This window comes from Streptomyces sporangiiformans, from assembly GCF_005768555.2.
Taxonomy (GTDB): domain Bacteria; phylum Actinomycetota; class Actinomycetes; order Streptomycetales; family Streptomycetaceae; genus Streptomyces; species Streptomyces sporangiiformans.
In genome coordinates this window covers 15,695-40,209 of sequence record NZ_VCHX02000166.1, presented here as the reverse complement: position 1 = coordinate 40,209, position 24,515 = coordinate 15,695, and the positions used below count along the sequence as shown (strand labels likewise).

The window sequence follows — 24,515 nt, the reverse complement described above, 5'->3', positions numbered from 1 at the left end:
GCTACATACCCCCCCGAGGGCGCAAGCATCTCGGGTTGACGGCCCCGCAAGGGGCCGTTTTTGTTGCGCCACACACAGTAGCACATGAATCACACGCAGGGGGTGCGTATGATTCCCTCATGAGGGACTTTCCGGCTGAAGAGATCCGGGCCGCTCGCGAGGCGCGCGGCTGGGACCAGGCAGAACTAGCCCGCTTGATCAGCGTCGGGCAGCAGACAGTGAGCCGCTGGGAGCGCGGGGAGTCCTCGCCCAGTGGAGAGCGGCTTCGTCGACTGCGTGCGGCCCTGGGCCTGGACGACGCCGTGACTCCTGTCCGCCGTCCTCTACTGGAAGAACTGCCCTTCAACCGCCTCGACGCCTACCAGTTCGAGGCGTTTAGCGCCGCTCTCGTGTCTCGCCTGTATCCCGATGCCCGAGAAGTCCTGCCCTACGGCGTCAGTGGCGATGCTCAGCACGGCATCGACATCCGTACAGAGACAGCTGACGGAGAACGCATCGGCTTCCAGTGCAAGAAGTATGAGAAGTTCCGTCCCTCCCTGTTCTTGAAGGCAGTGGCAGAACTCGACCGCGATCGCGCTCGGGTCGACCGCTGCGTTCTCCTTCTGTCCACCCGGGCGAGCGCAGCCGTGGTGGAGGCCTGCGACAAACTCGACGAGTGGACAATCTGGGACTCACGGGCGCTGTCTCGCAAGGTGGACGAGCTCCCCCGCGACCAGGCACAAGCACTGTTGGACCGCTTCTTCCCCGACATGCGGGAGGAGTTTTTGGGCGTACGGACTCCCAGCGTCTGGCAGACCGCGGAAGAAGCTTTCCCTGTCTCCATGGCCAACCCGGTCCATTCTCACGAATTCCGGCTGGTCGGACGGACAAACATATTGGAGTCGTTGGCGGCATTCGCCACTAGCGACAGCGAACCGCGGATCGCGGTGCTGACCGGTGTCGCTGGGCAGGGCAAGAGCCGGCTGCTGCGCGAACTCGCACGCGTGAGCGACCGCGGCTACGGCAGGGAAACACGTGTCCTACTCCCGGGACCGTTTACTCCAGACGCGTTCGAGTACCTGCCGGCGAGCGATCAGTTGCTGGTTCTAGTCGAGGATGCGCACGAACGGTCAGACGATCTGGCCGTAGTGGTGGGGGGCATTCTGCGAGCCCGTCCTCGTGCGCGCGTAGTGATCGCGACTCGACCGTATGGCAGGCATGTGGTCCAGCAGGCCCTTCGCGCAGCCCACGTGGACGAGCGGGAAGTTCCCCGGTGGGACTTGTCTGCGCTGGGGTCTGAGGATGCCTTCTCGCTGGCCTCCGAGATTCTGGGCGAAGGCCAGGAACACGCCGCACGCGTCGTGGCACACGTAGCCGCTGACTCACCGCTGCTACTGGTGAACGCCGCGACCTCGATGCGGCGTGGAATTCTCGACATCCGCAAGCTGCAGACCCACTCCGACGTCCACAAGCTCCTCCTCGATGTGTTCGTCCAGTCCGCCCTGTCGCAGTCCAGTCAGCCCGACGACGACCGGGCTCTGCTGCACGCGGTGGCAGCCCTGCAGCCCGTCGCCACGGACGTTCCCCACTTCCAGAATGCATTGTCCGCTCTGCTTCAGATGCCTTTCACCCGGATCAGCCCTCGGCTGCTCAGGCTGGAAGGCACCGGCATTCTTGTGCGACGCGGCGCGTCCGTACGTATCTTTCCCGACCTGCTTGGCGACGTCCTTCTGGCCGAAGCAGCAGTCAACCCACACGACGGCTCCCCCACCGAGTACCTGCGCCACGTCCAGGAGTACTCCGATGGTGACGCGCTGGCCAATGCCCTCCTCAACGCCGGCCGCGTCGAGTGGCAATGGAATGGCCGGAATCCTCGCCGAGGAAGTCTGCTCGCCCCGTTGTGGGACGCTCTCGAAGCCGAGTTCAGGCAAGGTGGCGCCTACACCCGGACCAATCTCCTGCGTCTTCTTTTGAAGATCGCGCCCTTCCAGCCGCAGCGTGTCCTCGACTTGGTGCGATGGGCACTGGCCAACCCGACGACCGAGGACGACCGGCCGCACGAGATCGACTGGGTGCCCGGGAACTACAGCCAAGCCGACGTCCTCCGCGAAGTACCGCGAGTGCTTGAAGCAGTGGCCGTCGACCTGGACGAAGTGCGCAACGTGTATGACCTGTTGTGGTCCCTGGGTCGGGACGACCAACGGCCACAGAACCAGAACCCTGACGCGCCGCTGCGTATTCTCCTCGACTTGGCCTCTTACGTTCCCGGCAAGCCCCTGGAGTATCAAGAGGCTCTGCTCGACGCCGTGTCGGACTGGATCGAGGAGGCCGCACCGAGTCCCGCGAACCGCATGCCTCTCGCGCTGCTCGATCCACTGTTCTCCAGTACGGCCGAGGGCCGGACCGTGAGAGGCCTGACTCTCACTCTCAGTCGTTACCCGGTCAGGGCGGAAGCGGTGGCACCGGTCAGGCGAAGCGCGATCAAGATTCTGATCCGTCAGTATGCGTCCCAGGATGAAGGACGCGCGGTGGTTGCGGCCGCAAGCCTCGCGGAAGTCCTCCGCGACCAGAACGAGGACTTCGAGCCCTACAACATCGAGTTCCTCCAGGAATTGGGCACTCTCGTCGCCGAAAAACAGCCGAGCCCGCTTGTGTCGCTCCAGACCAGGCGCTCGCTGAGTTGGAGCATCAAGTACGACCGGTCCCCGACGCATGAGATGGCACAGCGTGTCATCGAAGCACTGCCCGATCGTGTTGAACACCGGCTGGCGCTCCTCCTTCACACTGGCCCCTACGACAAGGCCCTCATGCCTCGATCCGATGACGACGAAAGCCTGGAAAGCGTCCAGAACTTCTGGGAGGCACTGCGCCACACAGTCCTGCACGAATTGAGTGGTCGACCGGCCAGTGAAGTCGCCACTCTTCTCGTCTCTCTGGTGGAAGCTGGACACAGGGTTCTCGCCGAACACTCCGAGGGTGTTCCAGCTGTACTGCAGGACGGGATGACAGGGCGCCCGGATCTCGTGCCCGCCCTTCTTGACCGATTGGCCGGTGCGCAAGAGGGAGTTGTCCGCGTCGTCCTGCCCATTGTGCTGCGTGCATCGTTCAAGCAGGACATGACCCGCGCAGTGGGCAGCTGTCGGCGACTCGTGACCGCCAACAGACCGGCAGAGGTCTGGGCCGTCACCCAGGCACTTCAGGAGTTCATCCCTGAAACTGCCGTGCAGGAGGCTGGCGCGCTGGAACTCGCTCGCTCCCTCGCAAGCCACACCGATCCCATGGTGCGAGCCGGAGTCCTGAGCATGGCTGTGTCCATGTTGCCCAATTCGAAGGACACGGCGCTGCAGCTACTTACTTCCGTGCCGTTCGGTGAGACCGGCGCTGTACCTCATCAGGTCTGGTGGGCGTTCACGATGCACGGCCTTCTGTCGTGGCGTGACCTCACAGACTCACAGCGTGAGTTCTTCCTGGCTCAGTGCACCGCTCTACCGGCGCTGAATGACCACACCGTGCAGCAGTTCTTCGTTCACCTCGCCGAGGCCGACGCTGACACAGCGGTCGGGCTTCTGCGCGCACGTGTGGAACGCTGGGAGGAAGCCCCCGAGCGCTTCGACCCGCTGCCATTCCAGTGGAGTGTTCCGCTTCCCTTCGCTCACAGCCCTCAACGACTTGACCTATTGCAATCGATTCGGGACTGGCTGGCACGGCCACGCGAGAAGCCCTGGCGCCGTGAGTTGCATGCCCCAGAGCTCTTTTGGACCATCGCGGGTCCTGCAGACGAACAGGTCCTGCGTCTCCTGCTAGAACCCTACGAAACCGGCGACAGCAACCTTGTCCCCGCCGCCTCCCCGCTACTGAGCAAACTACCCAAAAGCATTGTCTGGGACCGGGTCGACCTCGTGGCTACCATGCTGAAAACAGCATCCCGGCTCTCCGAAGACGCATTCCGCCGCACTGGCGGGAACCTCCACGCTGCAGTCTTCAACGGGGTCCGCTGGGGGACACCCGGTAAGCCATACGCGGAAGACATCGACATCAGCCAGCGGGCCAAGCACATCCGCGCCGGACTTCCGCGGGGCTCCGTAGTCGACCGTTTCTACAAGGCCCTGCAGGACAGTGCTCAGCGCAGCATCGACCAGGTATCCGCCGAGGACCTCAACGACAACTGATCGGCCCGAGAGCGCTCACTGACCACGCTTCTGGTCCGTGAGCGCACATGCCCCGGCTACCGGCGGACGATGATGCCGCCCACCTCGACCGACGGAACCTGCGCGCGCGAAGCTGGTACCTGCTGACGAGGGCGTCCTCTAGCGTGATCCACCGGTTCGACAAGGCCAGCTTGTCCCTTGTCTGACCCCTCAGTGGACGGGAGACCGTCCCCGCCCACTCAGTGCCAACGACGAGGACTTCGTCAACAAGGCGCGTCGCGTCAGAGCCGCCAAGTGCTTCGAGCATCTCGACGGACACCCTCCGAACAGCTCTCCCAGAGAGAACTCGTAGCACCATGCGGGCGCTACAGCCGTACAAGTAACGGGAACACGGCGCGCCCGCGACTTCGCGACATAGACCTACATCTCCTCGCCCAGGAGGCAGCGTTGTGTTGCGAACATTTCCCTCCTCATTGATCGCTCACTATGTTTCGTCGCCGGATTCCTCGGCAAGGTGTCCATGGTGGCGGTACACCATTTCGTCGGGGTGTCGTGTCACCCGGGCCAGCCGCCAGGCCGCGTCGTAGGACATGCGGCCGCGTTCTTGAGCACGAAGCCGCAAGGCTAGGAGGCTGGTTGCCGGGTCGAGCAGCCAGCGCAGGGCGGGTAGTTTCATCGGGCTGCGCCCGCCTCAGCAACTGGGTGTGGCTCTTCCCCGTCATCGCGACCGCTTCCGGGCGCATCACTGGCTGATAGTTCGTCCGGCGCCAGCCAGGCGAGCGCGTCGGTCCACCCCATCTGCTCCAGGACTGTGCGCACTGTGGTGGTGAAACGCGCGTGTTGCCCTGGATTGTCGCCCAGTTTCTCCCAGACGTACAGGAGGGTCTGGGCGATGCGTTCGGCTTTGGACTGGATGTCGTCGGCCGCTCCGACCAGCGGGAGGATCTTCTCCTTGAAGACGTCCCAGTCAAGGGAGTTGAGGTCATCCAGGTGGCGGTCGAGCCACCAGATGCGCGTGGCGTCCGGTTTGTCGAAGACCGCTTGTCTGAAACGTTCTCGGCGTTCGTGTTCCTGCGCGAGCTGGAGCGTCACCTCGCGTAAGGCGTCTTGGTATCTCTGGGCCCGGTCCGCGTCTTGCTCGGTGAGCATCAGGGTGATGCGTGCCTTAAGCCAGAGTCCGGGGGCGTCCTCGGGGGTGTGCCAGTGCGCCGCGGCGAGCGTGAGGCGTTCCTGTGCGGTGGTGAGCTGTTCGGGCATGTGGCGCTCGGTGATGCCGCGGCCTAGTTCGTCCAGGGCGAGTCGTGCGGCGGCTCGAGTGGCAGCTGTGCCGCCGGTCTTGAGGGGGGCGTGTGCCCGGTAGGTGAGTGTGCCGCGGGCGCAGAAGCGGATACCGGGCAGACGTGTGGGCCACTGGGCCCGGATCCGACTGCGCCGGCGGCTCCACCACGGGCCTGGTCCGTCAATCGTCAAGGAGTCGATGCCTCCTCGGACGTCCGGTAGCGGTAAGCGGCCCGTTCCAAGACCTCCCGCCAGAACGGATCGATCGCCGACTCTTCCGTCACCATGAGCCCGTCGAGGCCGGAGCGGCGGCTGGGCGGGGTGAAAATGTCTGCGAGCAGGTCCAGCACCAGTTCCCGGCGCTCGGGGTCGTCTTGGAAGCGTTCTTGCCACCGGGTCAGTTGCCTGTCGACCGCCTTCACAGCGGCGTCGGTGGACAGCAGCTTCTGCCACGCGCGGACGAGGCGCAGCCGGGCCTCGGGGGTGGGTACATCGTTCAGGACCAGATCTGTTCCCGCGTCGCTGGCGACAAGGGCGAGGAACGCTCGCAGAGTCTGGCGGCGCACGGCCTCGTCGGCTTGTCCGCTTTCGGCGTCGCTGAGCCATTGGCCAACGGCCTTGCGCACGTGCTCCGGCCGCCGCAGGGCGAGCTCCTGGAAAGCGTGGACGACGGCCGCGGAGCCGAAGTCCTTATGGCCTGCCGCCTTGCCCAGCCGTGTCAGTGCGAGCACCGGCTGGTTGATTCCCCAAGTGCCTGCGCAGATCTCGATGACGAGGTCAACCTTGTTGTCCGAAGGGGCCTTGGCATCCATCCACTGGCGCAGGCGGTCCCTGACGTAGCGGCCGAACTCGGCATCCCCGGCTGCTTCGGTCAGGGCTTCCACGGCCAGGACACGTCGGGGGCCTTGGAGATCACTCGCCAGCCCGTCGAGGATGGCCCGGTCGTGGCGGTGCACCGCCAGCTTCAGAAGCGCGCTGGTGACCAGGCGGGCGTCCTCTTCCGGGATGGTGCGGTCTGCAGCGATTCCGATGGCCCATGTGCGCAGAAGGTCGCGCTGGGTGGGGAACTCGTCCCACAGGTGGCGCAGGATGGCTGCGGGCAGGCCTTCCATCGTCTTGTCGTGGAAGGCTCTATCCCCGTTGCGGGTGATTTTTGCGCCGTCCAGCCGGCTCGATGTGGTGGCGTCGGTCAGGACGTTGGCAGGTTTGCGTTCGAGGCCGAGTCGGGTCAAGAGGTCGTCGGCTGCCTTGATGACGGACCTGCGCTGTCCGCCGTGCAGCAAGGCGCCAGCCCAGACCATGACCCGGGTGGACAGCAGCTGCGAGTCGCTCCCCCTCACCCGGTCCTTGCTGAGGAGGAGGTTCTCGATTTCCGTGTGCCAGTCGCCGAGCTCATTGACGATCGCCTGGATCTGCTCGGGGCCGGATGCCCGGATGAGACGGTCGGCCAGGCGCCACGCCGCACGTGCGGACGGGTTGGCCGTCCAGATGTCAGCAAATTCTTTCCCTTCCAGCCAGATCACACGATCGTCGCGATGGTGCGCCCGGAGCTCCGCCGTGACGAGCTCCTTCGCGTCGGGAGACTCCAGCCGGACGGTGAAAGGCAGAGTAGGGTCGGCCCAGTGGCCGTACCAGTCGGCGGGCGTGGCCAGGATGACGAGGAAGGAATTGTTCTTGCGTAGTTCCGCCCCATGCCCGACCAGGTCGGTGCCCAGCCGCTCGCCGGGTTGCTCCGGGAGATCGGAGAGATCAAGGATGTATCCCGTCGCTGCCTCTTGCGGCAGCGGGTGGACCGAGGGCTTGGACCATTCCGGGTCTAGGTCGAAGATGGCCGACGGGGGGTTGGTCACCGTACGCAGCAGGCGCATGGCCGCCGTGCGTCGGCCGGTGCCCTGGGCTGCGCAGAGTACGATGATTCCGTATTCGTCTAGCAGTTTGGAAGCGGCCGCCCACTGGTCTGCGTTGCGCGGCGGGACAAACCGGCCCTCCTGGCTCGCCTTGTAGTCGGCGTCGCTCTCGGTGACGGGGATGGGGATCGCCTGATCGCCGTTCAGATGCAGGTTATATGCCTGGATGCCGTGCATGCCGGAGTGAGTGAAGCTCACCGAGCTGGAATGCGGCTGGCCGTTCGACTCGCCGCCTCCTAGGGGTGGAGGCGAGCCTGCGGGCTCGTGCGGCTCGACGAGCTCCGCCGACGGTGAAGTGGGCTCGATGCGGTCTTGCCGGCCCTGCTCGTGGTCGATCATCACTGCCCCCGTCCAGCTCCGAAGTGGTTGTATGCCTGGATGCCGTGCTCGCCGTGGTGACTGAAGCTCACCGTGCCCGGGGCCGGCGCAGCCGCCTGATCTACTGCGGGCGCGGGGGCCTTTGGCTGCTCAGTGACCGCGTCCGTGGTGGCGTTTACCGGTTCGAAGATGTCCGGGTCCGCGAGCCTCCAGTCGAACCCAGGGATGTGGATCCAGGCCGGCTGCCGGAACTTCTTGACCTTCGCCAAGTGCCGGGTGAACTGGCTCGGCAGTACGTCGCCGTTAACGCAGCCGCTCTCGAAGACGTCCTCGTACACACGCTGCGAGATGATCACCACGGTGTTGGTGATCTCCGGGTTCGCGCGGTTCAGCACGGCCCGCAGCGCGTCGTCGTCCAGGAGGCGGTGGGTGTGCACCATCGGCACGCCCAGTCCGCTGGTCGGCAGTGGGCCGACGTGGATGCTGACCCGCAACTGCAGGGGCGGGCCGGCCGGGGTCTCGGCACGTCGGCTGGCGAGAGCTGCCCTGAGGGCGTCCGGGAAGCAGCCCACCAGAGCGGGCAGGACTTCCGGATCCACGCCGGCAACGTATCCGTCGCCGGTGTGCTGGCCGAACATCCGCCGCTCCCAGTGAGCACTCACGTTGCTGGCGCTGAGCGCCTGAGCCAGCAACGGCGGGATGTCGGCGTTCACCTGCTGCATGCCCTTGCTGTCCAACGCACTGAAATTCCTGGCGTCCACGGCCAAGACGGCCCGGTAAGGCCACAACGGCTCCCATGACGGCAACACGTACCGCTCCTCTCATCGCATGTGTTTCGCCGCGCATCACGGCGAACGCCACCCTCGTGGAGAGGCAAGGAAGGAATGGTCCAGCGTTGGACGGTACGGGCGTGCGGTGAGTCACATTGCCGGGGTGCCGTCCTTGCAGGTGATGTCGCCGGGGCCCTCGTCACAAGGCACTGGGGAGTGTCCGTTCTCGGCCAAAGTGTCATAAGTGCGTTTTCCACCTAGTGGCTGTGACCAGACTTCAGCCCGGGACCGGCGAGCGAACGCCTGGATGAGGGGGATGGCTTGATGACGGTTGAGCCGACGGAGACCGCGTGGCGGATTCAGGCAGCTGTTGCGGATTGGACGGCCAAGGCTGATTCGAAGGCATCATTTGCCCTGACGATGCAGTCCACGGCATTGGCTGTTCTGGGGCTGCTGGCGACTTCCAAACGAGCGGCTGGTGATCTCGACTCCACGGTGCCGCAGCTGTTGCTGTGGATCGGTGTACTGCTCATGGTGGCCGGAGTGAGCTTTGCGGCTTGGGCGATCTCGCCCAACCTCCGCAAGGAGCGACGCGGGCCGGAGAACGACGACGACTTCCTGTATTTCGGGCATGTTCGGCACTTGGACCCGGCAGTCCTGGAAGCAGCGCTTCGGGACAAGGACCCGTTGCCGTCGCTGTCCCGGCAGGTGGTGGTGATGAGTGAGATCGCCTGGAACAAGCACCGCCGGGTGCAGTGGTCGCTGATGTTGGCGGTCGCCGGTTGTGCCGCCTTCGGCCTCGCGACAGTCGTCGGATGACACATACGGAGGGCAACGCGATGAACTTCCGCTCCCTGGTAACCACCGACGTATGGCGTGACTTGATCGACCGCGGACGCCAGCGAACTTACCCATACAAGTCCGTGCTCCTCGCCCAGGGCGAGTCGCCCGACTGCGTGATCGCATTGGTCGATGGCCTGGTGAAGGTCGCGCAGAGCAATGAGGGCGGAGAGCATCTGACATTAATGCTCCGTGGGCCGGGCGAAGTCCTCGGAGAAATGGGCGCCTTACTCGGTCGCCCGCGCTCAGCCACCGTCACGGCGGCGCGCCGTTGTACCACAGTCGTTCTGCCCGCTCATGCCTTCCGGGGCTACGTGGAGCGTCACGGCCTGGAGACGGTCATCTACCAACTGACCGTGGAACGACTCAACAGCCATGAACGCCTGCGGGCAGACCTGGTCAATCTGCCCTGCACAGCGCGTGTGGCCAGAGTAGTGAGCCTCCTCGCCGACGAAATCGGCTGCCCCCAGGGGGCAACTGGCCTGCTCGTGGAACTCGGCATGCCGCGCACAGAGCTGGCCACCATGGCGGCGATGCGACGCTCGTCAGTACTTACAGCCCTGGGCGAGCTCCAGTCCGCCGGCATCCTCATACTCGGTCGTGGGCGCCTGGTCATCACAGACCTGTCCCGCCTCAGGGCAGTCGCCCGGGGCAAAGAGCTCCTTGGTGGCAAGAGCCACAAGGACGCCACACCCGCGATGTGACTCACCGCACGCCCGTACCGTCCAACGCTGGACCATTTCAAGCCTGCTTCTCCACGAGCGTGGCGTTCGCCGTGATGCGCGGCGAAACACATGTCACTTGATGAGAGGAGCAGCACGATATGGAGCCCACCACGCCGCCGGCACAGCAGGCTAAGCCGTGCGAGCCTGCATGTGCGCCACCCCAGCCAGAGGACGGCGAACCGGACGCTCAGCCGCACTACGGCACGGTGAACTTCAGGCACCACGGGGAGCTGGGCATTCAGGCCTACAACCTGCACCTGACCTGCGACCGTGTCTTCCCAGTACCCTTCACGGACACCGATCCTGCCCTCAGGGGAAGCGAAGGCGGCGGGTTCATCCCGCCACAAAGGGGGGCTCAGGAAGTCCCCTGTCTCCCCAGAGAGCTGCGCCCTTTGTTTGGGCGCGAGGCCGAGGTCGCCGAAGGCTGCAGGCTACTGGAAGAGCCGGTTGGCGACGGCACGTCAGCAGTCGTGGTGACCGGACCGCCAGGCATCGGCAAGAGCGCCGTAGCCCTGCGGTTGTCGACGCTCGTCGCCGACTCCTACCCGGACGGCCAGTTCCAAATCGATCTCGCCCTGTCGGCCGGTGACGAGAGCCCGGCTGATCTGGTGCTGGCCCTCCTGCACACCCTCCGTCCCGACGGTGACCCGCTTCCTGAAGGACGCGCACAGCAACTGGCGCTGCTGCGCAGGACGCTGTCCCACAGCAGGGTGCTGCTGCTCGTTGACGACGTCGTCTCGGAGGAAGCCCTCCTCGAAGTCCTGCGCATGGAGGGGCCCTTCGGCCTTGTGTGTACGAGTCGCGCAAAGCTCAGCGGGCTCGCCGGTCTGGTGCGCGTCATCGCGCTCGAACCGTTGCCCGCGCGGCACAGCGAGGAGCTGGTACGAGAGATCGTTGGCCTCACCCGTCTCACCGACGAGCAGGTGTCCTCCCTGGCCGAAGCATGTGCTGGCCATCCGCTCGCCCTGCATGTCGCAGCCGCACACTTGGCGCGCCGCCCCAAGATCAACGTCGGCCGCTTCCTCGACGACATCACCAGCCCTGATCGCGGTGTGCGAGCCCTCAAAGCCGGTCAGACCGCATTGGAGCCCGTGCTCGAGCGAAGCTTCGACGCGCTAAGCCCTGGCCAGGCAGAACTCTTCACCACGCTCGGCGCCCTGCCCCACATGTCCGTCACCACGGACGTCATCGCTGCCGCCACGGCTGCCTCGCTGGAGCAGCTCGATGACGACCACATCTACGCGGTGACGGACCTGCTGGACTCGCTGTTCGAACTCAGCCTCATCGAGCAGATCGACGAGGACCGGTATGTCCTCCATGAGATCCTGCATCGCTTCGCTCGACTTAAGTCCGCCTCCACCTCATCGGAGCGCCGCAAAACCATCATCCGCAGGACATGTCTTACGCTAGCGGCCCGGGCGCAGTCCTCGACGGAGTCGATCGGCTTCATGGACAAGGAAGCAACGATTCCTGCGCAGAGCAACGCAGACGCCTTGCGTGCTCTGAACGCGGACCGTCCGGGAGCCGTTGCCATGACCGAGTTGGCCCGGAAGCACGAGATGTGGGAGCCGCTGGTTCTCCTCGCTTCGCAGCTCACGGGCTTTCTCTGGCACGGGAGCCACTGGACCGATCTGGAACGCGTCTACCAGTGCGTACTAGAAGCCGGCATCGTCGCCGGCAAACCGGACTGGACGGCAGCGGCTCAGCACAACCTGGCCACGGTTGCCGGCCATCTCGGTGACAGCCAGCGTGCCACCGACCTGCTGCAGTGCAGCGCCGAGACGGCGCACGAGGCCGGCGATCCGCACCAGATGTTCCTGGCGCAGCTGGCGCTGGGCACGCTGCTCATCAACCTCGGGCGCGCCCGGGATGCCATCCCGTTCCTGCGCCACGGATTGCGGTTCTGGCGGATCATCGACGATCGCCATGTTCTGGCCCATGCCCTGGGCACCCTCGGCCAGGCGTACATGGCAATCGGTCAGCTCCGCCGGGCCGAGCAGTATCTCCGTAATTGCAAGAACCTATCCCCGGCGGGCAGTACTGCCGACTTGTCCAACCGCATGGCGATCACGACGCTGCTGCGTCGAACGGGCCGTATGGCTGAGGCCGCCCAGGAGGCCTGCCGGGACATCGAGCGGGCGCATGCCGTGGGGAGCCGAGAGTGGGAAGCCAAGGCATTGATGGAACTCGCAGAAACTCCCCTCGAGGAGCGGCCAAGCTCGGCCCCGCTTCAGCCTCTGGAAGCCGCGCTGGCTATCTACCGGGACACGGGCGACATTCAAGGCCAGGTGAGGGTGCTCTTCCGGCTGGGTGATCGGGCTGCAGATCGCGCAGACATCCACCAGGCTGCCGAGCTCCTCGGGGAATGCGCCAACCTGGCGTACCAGATCGGGGACTACGAGCACGCGGCGCGCTCGCTGGTCTACCTGGCTTCCTACCACGGAGGCATCGGACAACTCGACGAAGCGGAGACGTACTTCGCGGACGCACTGGACATGGCTCGACACGTAGGGAACCCCGGTGTGATTGCCCAGGCTCTGCAGAAAAGAGCCGAATACCTCTGGCACCTCGGTCAGATCGGCGAAGCCGTCAGCCACCTGACCGAAGCAGCTCGCCACTTGGAGACCACCGAGGAGAAGCAAGCACTAGCCCAGATCAGAGCAGCTCTGGGCGAAGCGCTCATTGTCGCGGGACGATGGCAGGAAGGCGCCAAGATCCTGCAATCTGTCCTCTCCGTGATGTCCGACCATGCCTCCCCCGCCACCACGGCCCGGGCATCCCGCGCGCTGGCCATCCTCTACTCGCGCCGGGGCCTCCACACAGAAGCCATGTCCACTGTCACCAAGGCACTTGACCAGTGCGAACGCGCCGACGACACCTCGGGTGTCCTGCACTGCCGGATGGCGCTAGGCAACGTGCACGCCCGGAACGAGGAATGGTCCGCGGCACTCGACCAGTACGACAAAGCCGCCGAGCTCGCGGGAGAGCAAAGGGATCTTCACGTTCTTCTCGCCGCCCGAAGCCAGGCCGCGGTGTGCCGACTCCGCAGCGGCGAGGATGAGCATGCGGTCGCCGCAATGACCGAGCTCATCCCGCTGGCCGAGCAGTTGGGGATGCGATCCGCTCAGGCTGCCCTTCATTCCAACATGGGTGTCCACCACGCCGACTCCGGTCACTACGAGAACGCGGCCACGCAATTCCGTACAGCCTTGTCCCTCAGCGAACAGCTCGACGACAAACCGATGCGCGCCACATGTCTGCTCAACCTCGCGCGCGCCTACCGCGAGCTCGGCGACATCGACACCTCCCGCACGCATGCCCGCCAAGCCTTCGCTCTCCATCACGACCTCAACAATTGGTCAGAGGCAGGCGAGGCACTGCTCCACCTGGGCGTGCTGCACCATGAGGTAACACCGGACGCCGGTGCCCCCACCTTCCCGGAGCTGCTGGGTAAGGGGCAGCGCATCGACGACCGTGTCGTGGAAGCCCTCCGAACCCGTGTACACCGAGCTTTCCAAGACTCCGTCGTCAGTGCCGACTCCGCGCGCGGTAGCGCGAACACCCTCGCCGGCATGAGAAAGATCAATGTCTCCGACTCCGTGCTGGAGGCACTGACCGGCGTCGATCTCAAGCCGCTCATCATCCGCCTCGGAAACTCGCGACAGACCTGTGCAGCCTGCAACCTCTTGATCGACGAGACCGGAGAGGCCGAACTTCTTTTCCTGCACCACCCACAGATGGACCACGTCCTGCTACGTCTGGCACACCCTCACTGCGTCCTCTCCAGGGTGATCCAGCTCAACGGCCCCGCGCCCGAACAACCGGAAGAGAGCGTCGAGGTCGAGTGCATCCTGTTCGGGCAGGACAGAACAGGGATCATCGCCGACTGCTATGGCGGATGGGGCTCACTCGACGACAGCAACACGGTCGAAGACCTCGTTCTCAAGAACTACCTAGATGCGGGCTTCGCCAACCTGCAGAGCATGCTCAGGCTGGAGGACGGCCAAACGCTCGACTTCCGTGACATTCCAGCCGCCCACAGTGGCGGTGTCGAGGCACGTCTCGAAGACAACAAGCTCTCAATCACCGGCCCTCACGGCCCGCTCCTGCCCCCCATGCCGCTCAACTTCTACCCACACTGGTACGAGAAGGCACTGGAGGGGTCGTTGATCGTGGTGCTGGGCAGGAACCTTCAGGGAATGACGGCCGAGGATCCCTCCTACCTCCTACGTGCCATGGCCTTGGGCCAAGCGGTAGGCGCCACCGTGCCTCTGACCGTTGTACGGCCCCGCAGAAATAGCCCTTGCCCGTGCATGATGCGCACTGGACGCAAATTCAAGCACTGCTGCGGGAAGAGCGAGCGACTGACGTAGCTGATGCCTGGCGGGCAAACCACACGGCGGTTCTCGCGAGCACGCTTGCACTGCCCTCAGGGCGGACCGCACCGACAGCGCCTCCGAAATCGTCACACCCTGAGGAAGTCAGTCTTCTCGGATTGTCATCTCGAACTACTGGGGAGCAGATTCGCCAGAGCCTTCCTGGGCGACGTGGTTGACGAGTTCGCCTGGTTCCACATCGAGCCCTGAAGCGATGTCCAAGAGCGTAAGAACGCTGGGGCTGCGCTGTCCGTGCTCGATATAGATGAGGCCGCGGAAGCTCAGCCCGCTGCGCTCTGCGAGTTCTTCCAAGCTGTATCCCCGGTCCTCTCTGAGGCGACGGATTTGCATACCCAGGGACAGGAGTCGCGGGTCCGGTGACGGTTCACGTGCTGGCACACGGCGACTCGACCGTCACACGTTTGCGTGCACCATGAACAGCTGTGCATAACTACTGGTTGTAGCGGACGGCATCGCCTCGGCGGGCAGCCGAAAGGCCGTCGCGCACGTCGCCAATCCAGTGCGAAACGGCCGGCGACGGTCCAGCACGCAGCTCAGTTTCGTGGGCAGGGCACATGAGCAAGCCAATCGAGCCGTTCGACCGCTGGCACAAGAGGTATCCAAAACCAGAGCGCGGTGACGCACCGTGCCATTGCGGCACGCCACATCAGCCTCTGTACCCGTCTGCGGATCACGGCCGAGGCCATCGCTGGCAGGCCCGGTACACCGACTGCTCAGGAAAAGAGAAACGGCCGGCCTTTGCCACGTGGCAGGAAGCCCGCGACTGCCTCGACAAGGTGCTCACGGAGGCCGAAAGGCAGACGTCGCGAGACAACAATCCGGGCAGCATTCCGGTTGAATACTTCGCAACCGAGATGATGGAAAGGAGACGCAAGCGGAAGAAGAACACTAATACCTGCGACACCTACGAAAGCCATCTCCGCAACCACATCCTGCCGTTCGCCGGCCACCGCACCGCAAGCAGCCTGCGCCGCCCCGATTCCATGGCCTTCGTCGACTACCTCCTCGACAAGCAAGGCATCGACTCGGCCTGCACCGTCGTCCAGATCTTCAAGACCTGGCGCATCCTCGTGCATTACATGCTGGACGAGGACGTCCCGCTCACTCCCAACATCGTGGCGCGGATCGAACTCCCGGACGTCACCCCCCGCGTCAAAGTCGCACTGTCTCCTGGGCAGGTCGCCGCGGTCGCAGCGGCAATGCGGACGGTCGCGCCGCGCTACGAGGCCCTAATCTGGCTCGGAGCCTGCGCCGGACTGCGCCAGGGCGAGGCCTTCGGACTGAAGCGAAGCCAGGTGGCCTGGAAACACGACCTGCTGCACATCGAAGAACAACGGCAGCGCGGTAAGGCCGTACGCCTCAAGACCAAGGCCAGCTACGCCACCTTGCCAGTGGATCACTTCTTGATCGAGCGGCTGCTACACCACGTGTCACGGTTCTCTGAGCCGGAGCCCGTCTCACCAGGCGCCGAGCGCCGCCGCCGGGCACGCGGCTACGTCGAGCCGCCGGACGAGGGCCTGATCGTCACGAACCGTTATGGCCGGCCCGTACTGATAAGCGACTTCCATCAGAAGTGGCGAAGGGCGGTGAAGCAAGCCGGGCTTCCGGACAGAACCCGCTTCCACGACCTCAAGCACTTCTACACCACCACGCTCGGCGGCTCCGGCAAGCACGACCCGAAAACCGTGCAAGCACTCTCCCGGCACGCCAAATTCTCCGAGACCTGGGATACCTACGCCCACCCGCCCCTCGCCGTGGAGGAGGTCATGGTCACCGTGTTCGGAACCGCGTTCTCACACATCGACACACCGGCGGGCGCACTGCGGAATGGGGCAACCTCTGCGGCTCGGGCTTCGGACGTGTCCTGACACCACGCTGCGCAGCCAATCGAGCGGGGGGACGGCGGGCGTCGCGGTCCTGCACGCTTGCCGCGGTCACCACGACGGCCAGGACCAGTACGAGGCAATCCACCACAAGGTGCCGCTTGCGTCGTCCGCCCACATTCTTCCCGCGCCGTCCCACCCGGACGTCGGACGGGGGATGTTCGCCGCCGCCCGCACGGACTGCGAGTCCACGATCGCGGCCGTCCGGTCCGGCGAACGGCCCTCCTTCTGGCGCACGGTCGCGCAGCCGGTCGTGGAGTTCGGTAAGCAGGCCCTGGACCTGCCAGCGGCGGGCGCACACGTGCACCCGCGTGAACGGCGGGAAGTCCACCGGCAGGTTCAACTTTAAGCCGCTGTAGGCCACGTAGCGCACAGCATCGACCATCTGCCGGTGGCAGTAGCCCTCCGGCCGGCTGCCCCGCCCTTCCAGCCATGCTGGAACACGCAGCGATTCCCGCACCACCTGCCGCTCTGCCTCGTCATGTCCGAGCCGTAGCACGGGATACAGTTCGGCCAGTCCGCCACGTTCCCGAACCGGTGCGCGAGGCAGTCACACGTCCGTGACAGCGAGTTGGACTCCACGGACGTGAGCGCGAAAGTGTGCGGCAACAGGGCCTACTGGAAACTGCTCGGAAGGGATTGCACCCCCGAATTACCAAGAGGCCATGCATTCCCGGCCGCGATCATCCGATCAGGAACCCTGTTCGACCAGATAAGCCCGCTGACCGGTAAGCAGAAGAGTTCTAGGAAAACCTCTGACAGAGCGAGATCAAAGGGCGTCCGGTCCTCCAGAGTCTGCGGGACGCGCTAAGAGCTCGTAACACGATCTTGCAGATGTGCGCTGGTGGGCGTCCCTGGGACGACGATTGCGCCGTTCGTGCGGTGTGAGCAATTCGCCCGTGGAGTGTCGTACTGATCTTGTGGCTGGGTGTGCTGGTTTGGGCGTGGACCCGGACTGGAGGCCGGAGGGGGGCGGCCGGTGGGGCGGCCACAGTCGGGGTGACGATGTCGTGTGCCTTGAGTAACTCCTGGTCTTCAGGAGCGTGCGATGCGTGGCGGTGAGGCTGGTGGCGAACAGCACGGCGAGGGGTTCGGCGGCCAGGGCGATCCTGCCTGTTCTGGCCAGTGTGAAAGCCGTGGCTGATGGCCACTCAGGGCGCATATACAGGGCCATCCAGGCGGATAATTCCAAGGTCGGCCGAACCATGTCAGCGTTGACGACTCAGCTTGACGACGGCCAACTGCCCCGTCGGGAGTAGCCCATCAGGACTCGGCCTGCCGCGCGCGGAGCGACGGCCGACGTCTTGTTCAGCGACGATGAGCTGAGAGGCAAGGGGGAAAGGGGGGCCGGTGACCTACCAGGACTTCGCGGGCTATTCGGATACGAACGAACTCACCCTGGCCATCGCCAGACTGCGGACCCAGGAGCGGATCAGCCTGGATAAGGGGGACAGCCAGGCCGCCGACGACGCAAAGTTCGCTCTCGGCCGTGCCCAGTCCCGGCTTGCCGAGCTGTACCGCGAACGCGGCCTGCTCAACCGGTCGGTCTCCGCCAGCGCCACGATGACCCCGGCGGAGCGCGCTGCCAAGGGATGGGAGAGCGTCCTCGCCAACCCGCTTCCGCCGGAGCCCAGCAAGGGCGACGGGCGCAGAAAGTCGAAGCCGAAGAAGACCGCGACCGTGCCCGCTCCGAGGCCGGACGACCCGTGGCGGACATTGACTTACAGCACGAAGCGCCTGGCAGGCGTGATCCGAGCCCGGAAACTGGCGAAGCAGGATGAAGCGGATCTGGCCCGACTGCCGACCAACGCTCTTGTGTTTCTCCCGAGAGGCAGGCAACGGTCGTGTACCGCAGCCGACCTGGAGGCTCTCGGCTGGAGCCGACACTTGATCGCCGAACTGGGCGCCCCGGCACGCGGGATGAAGTATCGCCGGACACAGATACTCCACCGCGTCGATGGCGACGACTTCCAACGTGAGCTCGCGCGGCTCTACCAGAGCAGGCTGGAGGAGGAGGCATGGCGCGAGCAGAGGCAGCGCAAGCGCGAGTGGGACGTGGAGCGCCTCACTCATGGGCAGAAGCGTGAGAGCAAGGCCGCCCGTAGGTGGCAGGAGGAAAACGCACGCTACCGGGAGATACTCAACACCCGGACGGCCCTGGAAGCGGGTGCAGCCCCCACGGGCAAGGGGCCGGACCTGACTGTCACGCCAATCCGGTCGACTCCCGCGCGGGCCACGGGCGGGACCGGCCGAACTGGCGGGGTCCACAAGGGCGTGTGCCCGGTGTGCAACAAGGGCGGCCTCCCGCGCGGCTGGCTCCGGCACCAGCGATGCGATGGGATGGCCCGGCCGCAGGAGACCGAGAATACGGTTCCCGCTTGGGTAGAGGCCGGCCCGGCTCCGGAGCCGCACGGGTCAGCAGAGTACCGACGGCTGGTCGCTGTGGTCGAGCAGAAGGAGGTGGCAGCGCGGGGGAAGCGGACGGCCGGATCAGCTCGGCCAGTCCGAATCCCGGAGGCCCGCAGGGCGGTGTTGGAGCGGTGCGAAGGCCGGTGTGAGAACCCCGGGTGCGCCGGCCAGCCAGACGATGTCACAGACAACAACCGGGCACTGCTGGAGGTCGATCACGTGGACGAGATAGCCGACGGCGGCCGGGACCACCCGCGTGTGATGGTCGCACTCTGCCCGAACTGTCACGCGGTCAAGACGCGCGGGCGGACTCGGGCACAGTTGGCGAAGGTGCTGCGCGAAGTCGCGGAGCGGGCACACGCGGCCGCGAACGGCGCCTGACCTCATCCCCACTCGGCGTCCTCGTCCGGCGCGCTTCGGGGACTCCGTCCGACGGGCGTAAGCATGCCTGGTCACGTCCGACCACGACAGTTCAACAAGAGCGTGTTAGTAGCTCTAAGGCACTGGCATCATGCTGCTGGTGAGGTACAAGGTTCGTATGTCCAAAGCCGGCGTGCACCTCTTCGATCGGCTTTCCGGGGTCAACGTCCTGCTCGACGAGGTGAAGGTGCCAGCGGAGCGGGTCTCCCGTGCTCCCCGCTACCTGTCTGTTGCTTTGACGAACGCTTGCGAACTCCGTTGTGCCTACTGCTACGCGCCTAAGCACGCCAGCTCGCTCGACGTGGACCGTGTGGTTGCCTGGGCGGCCGAACTCGACGCCGCTGGATGCCTCGGAGTCGGGTTTGGAGGCGGAGAGCCGACCGCGCACCGTCAATTCGTCGAACTCTGTGCTCGGGTCGCGGAGTCCACCTCGATGGCCGTGACATTCACGACGCACGGACATCGCCTCACCCCGGCAGTTACCGACGCCTTGCGAGGCTCCGTGCACTTCGCACGCCTATCCGTCGACGGGGTCGGACCTACATACGAGCGGCTTCGGAGGCGGCCGTTTGCGGCAGTGATCTCCGCCGCGGGCCTCCTCCGTTCAGTTGCGCCGATCGGCATCAACGCGGTCGTGAACGCCGACACGATCGGCGAGCTCGATGACCTCTCAGCGTTCGCAGCTGACGTCGGAGCGTCTGAACTGCTGCTTCTGCCGGAGCAGCCGACCGCCGCTACGCCCGGTATCTCCGACGCCGATGCGGAGCGCCTCGTGCACTGGATGCGAACCGCCAGGCCCCAGGTGCGGCTTGCGATCTCACGCTCCGGGCTCGAATCCTTGGTACCGGCGGTCGAGGTCATTCCTGGTGAACACCCTCTGGACGCACACATGCACGTCGATGCGACCGGTGTTCTACGGCCCCACGCATACGCATCGGCAGGAACGCCGATCGAGGACTCCATCCTGGATGCGGTGCAAGCTCTGCGGGAGGCAGCATGAGGATCTGGCACAGCTACGGCTCGGAGCACTCAATGGATCTGGTCCTGATCGGCACGTTCGAGACAGTCTCCGGAGCCGAGGCGGCGATGGAGCGGATGGAGGCCCTCAAGACCTTGGCCGAGGCGGAGTGGTCCGACAACGACTGGCTACGCGCAGATGAGCGCATGCCCCGAGCGCTCGCCGACGAGCTGGGTAAGTTGAGGCTCTACGACATGGGGCGGTCCGACGTCGACATCTATGCCCTCGATCATTCGGTCCAGCGCACCGGATCAACGGTACGGGTCTGGACCGAGGAGTCCGAGGTTCAGGGGTTTGTGAAGGTGCTCGTCAACCTCGGTGCGCGGGTCGAGGTGTTCTCTCGGCACCACTGGAACGAGGACGGGACGCCGCGGTCGGACACGGACAGTTGAGGTAGCGGTGGAGCTGACTGATCTGGCACGCCTGCCTGGCGCCGCCGACAAGAACTTCGAGGCGCTCACGCGGGCGATCGTGTCCCGCCGCTATGGCAGGCTGGGCACCCTTCGTGAGCGGCGGAATCAGCCTGGGGTCGAGTTCTATCTACACGTCGAACACCCTGGTGTGCTCGGGGAACCCGGCCGGGTGTGGGGATGGTCGTGCAAATGGTTCATCCTGGGCAAGGACAACGAGCTCACCAGCGCACAGCGCAGCCAGATCGAGGACTCCGTCGCAAAGGCGATCAAGTACGTCGCCGGGCTGACCGACTTCGTACTCTGCCTGCCGCAACGTCCTGCCAAGAAGGATGAGGAGTGGATCCACGGCCTCGGCCCGGCCAACGGCATCTCGACCAAGCTGTGGGCCACCGAGAACTTCGATGCCGAGCTTTCCGGATACGACGAACTCCGCTCCACCTTCTTCGGAGAGTTGGTCCTGTCCCCGGACACGCTCGCGCGAGCTCATGAGCGCTCTGTGGCACCAATCAAGGCCCGATGGGTGCCTCCGTTGCACACGTCGAACCATGTGGAACGCCGAATCGACCGTGCCCTTCTACGCTCCGCGTCGTTCAACTGGCTCGCTGAGCACACAGACCTCATCGCCGACCGCACTTGTGCGCTCCAGGACGCCCTTGCGGACATCGATGACGAGGCCACACGTACGGCAACCGAAGAGATCATCGCTGATCTTGAACGGTTTGTCGGGGAGTTGCGGGCGATCGCCAATGCCGGACGTGGCCTTCGGCCGATCGAGGCTCGTGAGCGGGCCGCTGATCTTCAACCGCCGGCCACGTCCCCGCGCAAGCTCCGCGCCTTTGTACTCAAGCTGAGAAAGCAGCGCCTGCCGGTTGCTCTGGCCGCGACCGGCCTAGGGTCGGAAATCCGTGACGTCGTACGGTGGCTGCAGGATGTGCAAGCAGATGCCGAAGCCCCCTTGATCGCGGTCGTAGCAGCTGCAGGCCAGGGCAAGACGCACCTTGCCGCCCAACTGACAGCGCTGGCCGACCGACCAACAGCCGGGGTATTCATCCAGGGCGGACGACTGCGAGCCGGCGGAAGCCTCGACGACCTGGCCCGCCGCATCCCCGGGCTGAAGATCGATCGTTTCGAAGACTTGCTTGAGGCTCTCAACTCAGCCGGTGCCCGGGCCGGCGCCCGAATCCCTCTGGTGATCGACGGCCTGAACGAAGCCGAGAGGCCCTCGGAGTGGCGCGTCCTGCTCGATGAGTTGGCACCGGCGCTCGGCGACTACCCGAATGTGCTGGTGATCGTCACCCTCCGCGAGGCGCTCGCCGCTTACGCTGTCCCGGACGTTGCCGTGGCCACGGAGCTTGAGTGGTACCAGGCAGAAGTCAACGAGATCGTCCGCACCTACTTCGACCACTATCTGATCAATGCTGCCGGCGCCTGGTTGCCGACCGGGATGTTTGAGAACCCGCTCTTCGTCCGCATGTACTGCGAAGCGGCTAACCACGACCGCCGAGAGCCAGTGGGTGCCGAAGCACTTCCGACATCACTGGTTGGCGTATTCGAGCTGTACCGCCAGGGCGTCGTTCAGCGACTTGGCCAGGATCCCGCCCGCGCCACGGTGCCCGCCGACCAGATCAAGCGGCGCCTCTCCGCACTCGCCTGGGAGATGTGGACCCGCGGCGTCCGCCGCCTGCCGTCCGATGATGCGAAGGCCATTCTCGATGCCGGTGAGACAAACTGGGACGAGAGCTTGTTTCGACGCCTCGAAGAGGAAGGGGTTCTCCTCCGAGAGGAGGCCGACGGTAGAGACGACACTGAGACGGCATTCCTCTTCGATCGTCTTGGCGGATATCTCATCGCTGACGCGCTCCTTGCGCGTTTGACCCATGCCGAGCTGGAGGACCGCCTCGCACATGCGACGTTGTGGGAGTCTCTCGTCGGCGCGGACGGCCACCCTCTTGGTGAAGACGTCGTCATCAGCCTCGTCGGGCTGGTGCCCCGCCGGTTCTCAGCGCACCACCTCTGGCGCTTCGCCCCGGAAGGGCACCGGTCCTGGGTGCTCGCGCAGGAACTCAACTCGGAATCCGAGTTCCTTGACGACCGCACCGTCGACGAACTCGTGACACTGATTGGCACAGGGAACTGGAACGCTCCCCGGCCTCGCGGGTACGGAGGCCTGCATCCGTTCGACCGGCTCTGGGAGGTCCGCGCGTCCTCCGCGCACAAGCTCAACGCTGGCTTCCTCGACCGGATTCTCCGCTCACTGACCCTCGTGAAGCGTGACCGAAAGTGGACCGAATGGATCCGCCACCACGCCGATGACCTGCTTCTGAAGAACCTGAAGCGGGTGATCGAGCGCTGGAGCGGAAGCATGCACCGCGCCGAGACGGACGACCTGCACGCGCTCGCGGTGGCATGGCTGTTGACGTCCACGAACCGCGATGTGCGCGATCTCGCGACCAAGGCCCTGCAACGCTACGGCCGACCGGAACCGCAGCGTCTTTTCGATCTTGCTGCTCGTATGGTCGATGTTGACGACCCGTACGTTGTCGAGCGCGTTATCGGGGCCGCGTTCGGCGCCGCCAGCGCCCACCAGATGCCCGACCCGGGTGGTTCGTTCGAGCACGCGCTCACGGAGTGGCTCGGCGAGCTGCGTGACCGCTTCCTCGACAGCGGGACCATGCCGACTTCTCATGAACTGCTGCGCAGCTACGTGCGGGCAACCTATGAACTCGCCGGGACCCTCCACCCTGGCGCTGTTCCTGGGGGAGTTGACCCGCTCGCGCTGACGTTCGGGGTCGTACCTCCGGCTCCCGTGATGGCGGACGACGACCCGAACGCCGAGGAGTGCGACAAAACCTTCGGCCTAGACTTCGAGAACTACGTGATCGGATCCGCCATCGAGGGCAGGAGCAACTACGACTTCGCCCACGCTGATTTCCGTCGTGCTCGCGGTGAGGTCATGGCTCGCGTATGGGAGCTCGGATGGCGTACCGCGATGCTCGGCGACGTCGATCGGAACATCGTGGAGGCCTCCGAGAGGCGCTCTTCATCCAGGCGCACAAGGGTGGAGCGTTACGGCAAGAAGTATGGATGGATTGCCTATTACGAGCTGATTGGCCGTCTCGCCGACGCCGGACGCCTCCCGGAGTGGTGGGGAGCCGGCGGGCGCAACGTCGCACCGGACGTCGACCCGACGTTTCCCGATGAACCCCCGGTGGTGCCCCTCCCACTCCCGGAGTGGGCGCCAGCCAGTCCGACGAACGACGAGGAATGGCTCCGCACTGGAGCAGTGCACGTTCCGGCGGGACTGCGGTCGCCGGCGAGCCTCCATGAGGTCGCTGAAGAATGGCTGCTCGTCGAGGGCTTTTTGGAACACCGGCGCGATGGGCGAAAGGTGTTCGGGTTCTTCCGTACGCTCCTGCTGGAGCCCACGGATACAGCCTCCGCGCTCAAGCTCGCTCAGGGCCTTGACTACCCCGGAAACCACTTCTTCCCCGAAATCCCCACGATCCGGGGGGTGTTTGCTGGTGAGACACCGTGGAGTCCGCGGTTCGACATCCGCTACGACGACGATCCCGACTCCCGCCCGTCATTGCGTCGCGACTGGCAGGAGGAAGGCATCGGCGTTGGCCAGGTGGCCGTAGAACTCGCTACCGGTGAAGGAGAGTCACCAACTACGCTCGATCGTTCCTATGACGTGCCGTCCTACGAGTTCGCCGCCCGATTCAGGCTTCGTCAACTCCCCGGCACGCTGGACCTCGTCGACGTCGACGGCGTCCGCGCCTCGGCGGTCTTCCGAACGGAGGACCCGTGGCGTGGGCAGCTGCTGTTCCTTCGCCGTGATCTCGTGGTCGACTTTGCAGGTGATCGCCGAATCGTGCAGGTCGCTTGGGGCGAGCGCGAGGTGACCATCGAATGGAGCGCTCCACCCCCGTGGGTCCGTGTGGCGCGTGAGAAGTACGAGCACGTATGGCGCGATATCAAGGTGCTCAACGAGCCCTAAAGCCAATGCCGTG

14 protein-coding genes and 1 pseudogene are annotated in these 24,515 nt (G+C 65.2%); 9 read left to right on the top strand and 6 right to left on the bottom strand.

Annotation, left to right across the window (positions count from 1 at the left end; translation table 11 throughout):
• Positions 1–119: 119 nt before the first annotated feature.
• Positions 120–4,148 carry a helix-turn-helix domain-containing protein gene (locus FGD71_RS28190; protein WP_119103352.1) on the top strand — a complete coding sequence of 1,343 codons (4,029 nt, stop codon included), beginning with the start codon at positions 120–122 and terminating at the stop codon, positions 4,146–4,148.
• 651 nt (positions 4,149–4,799) lie between these two features.
• Here FGD71_RS28190 and FGD71_RS28180 read toward each other — a convergent pair.
• The 3 genes from FGD71_RS28180 to FGD71_RS28170 form a co-directional block, all read right to left on the bottom strand.
• On the bottom strand, positions 4,800–5,384 hold the full coding sequence (locus FGD71_RS28180) for a hypothetical protein (protein WP_119103350.1): 585 nt from the start codon (positions 5,382–5,384) through the stop codon (positions 4,800–4,802).
• A gap of 209 nt (positions 5,385–5,593) precedes the next feature.
• Positions 5,594–7,651 carry a hypothetical protein gene (locus FGD71_RS28175; protein WP_119103349.1) on the bottom strand — a complete coding sequence of 686 codons (2,058 nt, stop codon included), beginning with the start codon at positions 7,649–7,651 and terminating at the stop codon, positions 5,594–5,596.
• Complete coding sequence (locus tag FGD71_RS28170) at positions 7,651–8,391, bottom strand: hypothetical protein (protein WP_140935957.1); 741 nt, start codon at positions 8,389–8,391, stop codon at positions 7,651–7,653. The genes FGD71_RS28175 and FGD71_RS28170 overlap by 1 nt, the downstream gene beginning before the upstream one ends.
• 333 nt (positions 8,392–8,724) lie before the next feature.
• Between FGD71_RS28170 and FGD71_RS28165 the strand changes: the two genes are divergently transcribed.
• The 3 genes from FGD71_RS28165 (at position 8,725) to FGD71_RS28155 (ending at position 14,338) form a co-directional block, all read left to right on the top strand.
• Entirely contained in the window at positions 8,725–9,219 is a 495-nt protein-coding gene (locus tag FGD71_RS28165) for a Pycsar system effector family protein (RefSeq protein WP_119103347.1), read from the top strand.
• Entirely contained in the window at positions 9,216–9,944 is a 729-nt protein-coding gene (locus FGD71_RS28160; protein WP_119103346.1) for a Crp/Fnr family transcriptional regulator, read from the top strand. Before FGD71_RS28165 ends, FGD71_RS28160 begins: the two co-directional genes overlap by 4 nt.
• Positions 9,945–10,063: 119 nt before the next feature.
• Entirely contained in the window at positions 10,064–14,338 is a 4,275-nt protein-coding gene (locus FGD71_RS28155; protein WP_119103345.1) for a tetratricopeptide repeat protein, read from the top strand.
• Between the two features lie 135 nt (positions 14,339–14,473).
• On the opposite strand, the gene FGD71_RS28150 is transcribed toward FGD71_RS28155, so the two are convergent.
• Positions 14,474–14,692 (bottom strand): helix-turn-helix domain-containing protein, encoded by a 219-nt coding sequence (locus FGD71_RS28150; RefSeq protein ID WP_240436812.1) that lies wholly within the window; start codon positions 14,690–14,692, stop codon positions 14,474–14,476.
• 224 nt (positions 14,693–14,916) lie between these two features.
• Between FGD71_RS28150 and FGD71_RS28145 the strand changes: the two genes are divergently transcribed.
• Complete coding sequence (locus tag FGD71_RS28145) at positions 14,917–16,230, top strand: tyrosine-type recombinase/integrase (RefSeq protein WP_240436811.1); 1,314 nt, start codon at positions 14,917–14,919, stop codon at positions 16,228–16,230.
• Here FGD71_RS28145 and FGD71_RS49950 read toward each other — a convergent pair.
• Both FGD71_RS49950 and FGD71_RS49150 read right to left on the bottom strand, forming a co-directional pair.
• Positions 16,133–16,705 (bottom strand): transposase, encoded by a 573-nt coding sequence (locus FGD71_RS49950; RefSeq protein ID WP_338120086.1) that lies wholly within the window; start codon positions 16,703–16,705, stop codon positions 16,133–16,135. The two genes, FGD71_RS28145 and FGD71_RS49950, sit on opposite strands and share 98 nt — an antisense overlap.
• 445 nt (positions 16,706–17,150) lie before the next feature.
• A pseudogene (locus tag FGD71_RS49150) lies at positions 17,151–17,356 on the bottom strand (ISAzo13 family transposase); the annotation flags it as partial.
• Positions 17,357–17,595: 239 nt separating this feature from the next.
• Here FGD71_RS49150 and FGD71_RS28135 point away from each other — a divergent pair.
• The 4 genes from FGD71_RS28135 to FGD71_RS28120 all read left to right on the top strand — a co-directional run bounded on the left by FGD71_RS28135 (position 17,596) and on the right by FGD71_RS28120 (position 24,502).
• Positions 17,596–19,035 (top strand): HNH endonuclease signature motif containing protein, encoded by a 1,440-nt coding sequence (locus tag FGD71_RS28135; RefSeq protein WP_119103343.1) that lies wholly within the window; start codon positions 17,596–17,598, stop codon positions 19,033–19,035.
• 130 nt (positions 19,036–19,165) lie between these two features.
• Positions 19,166–20,074: a radical SAM protein gene (locus FGD71_RS28130; RefSeq protein ID WP_205571150.1), complete on the top strand. Its 909-nt coding sequence runs from the start codon at positions 19,166–19,168 to the stop codon at positions 20,072–20,074.
• Entirely contained in the window at positions 20,071–20,484 is a 414-nt protein-coding gene (locus FGD71_RS28125) for a DUF6375 family protein (protein WP_119103342.1), read from the top strand. Before FGD71_RS28130 ends, FGD71_RS28125 begins: the two co-directional genes overlap by 4 nt.
• Positions 20,485–20,491: 7 nt before the next feature.
• The gene (locus FGD71_RS28120) at positions 20,492–24,502 is read left to right on the top strand and encodes an NACHT domain-containing protein (protein ID WP_119103341.1); all 4,011 of its coding nucleotides are present in this window, start codon (positions 20,492–20,494) and stop codon (positions 24,500–24,502) included.
• Positions 24,503–24,515 lie beyond the last annotated feature (13 nt).

Excerpts from the sequence above, each read along its gene's own strand:
- FGD71_RS28190 (WP_119103352.1), top strand. The coding sequence starts at position 120 with ATGAGGGACTTTCCGGCTGAAGAGATCCGGGCCGCTCGCGAGGCGCGC.
- FGD71_RS28180 (WP_119103350.1), bottom strand. The coding sequence starts at position 5,384 with ATGCCCGAACAGCTCACCACCGCACAGGAACGCCTCACGCTCGCCGCG.
- FGD71_RS28175 (WP_119103349.1), bottom strand. The coding sequence starts at position 7,651 with ATGATCGACCACGAGCAGGGCCGGCAAGACCGCATCGAGCCCACTTCA.
- FGD71_RS28165 (WP_119103347.1), top strand. The coding sequence starts at position 8,725 with ATGACGGTTGAGCCGACGGAGACCGCGTGGCGGATTCAGGCAGCTGTT.
- FGD71_RS28160 (WP_119103346.1), top strand. The coding sequence starts at position 9,216 with ATGACACATACGGAGGGCAACGCGATGAACTTCCGCTCCCTGGTAACC.
- FGD71_RS28155 (WP_119103345.1), top strand. The coding sequence starts at position 10,064 with ATGGAGCCCACCACGCCGCCGGCACAGCAGGCTAAGCCGTGCGAGCCT.
- FGD71_RS28150 (WP_240436812.1), bottom strand. The coding sequence starts at position 14,692 with ATGCAAATCCGTCGCCTCAGAGAGGACCGGGGATACAGCTTGGAAGAA.
- FGD71_RS28145 (WP_240436811.1), top strand. The coding sequence starts at position 14,917 with ATGAGCAAGCCAATCGAGCCGTTCGACCGCTGGCACAAGAGGTATCCA.
- FGD71_RS28130 (WP_205571150.1), top strand. The coding sequence starts at position 19,166 with ATGCTGCTGGTGAGGTACAAGGTTCGTATGTCCAAAGCCGGCGTGCAC.
- FGD71_RS28125 (WP_119103342.1), top strand. The coding sequence starts at position 20,071 with ATGAGGATCTGGCACAGCTACGGCTCGGAGCACTCAATGGATCTGGTC.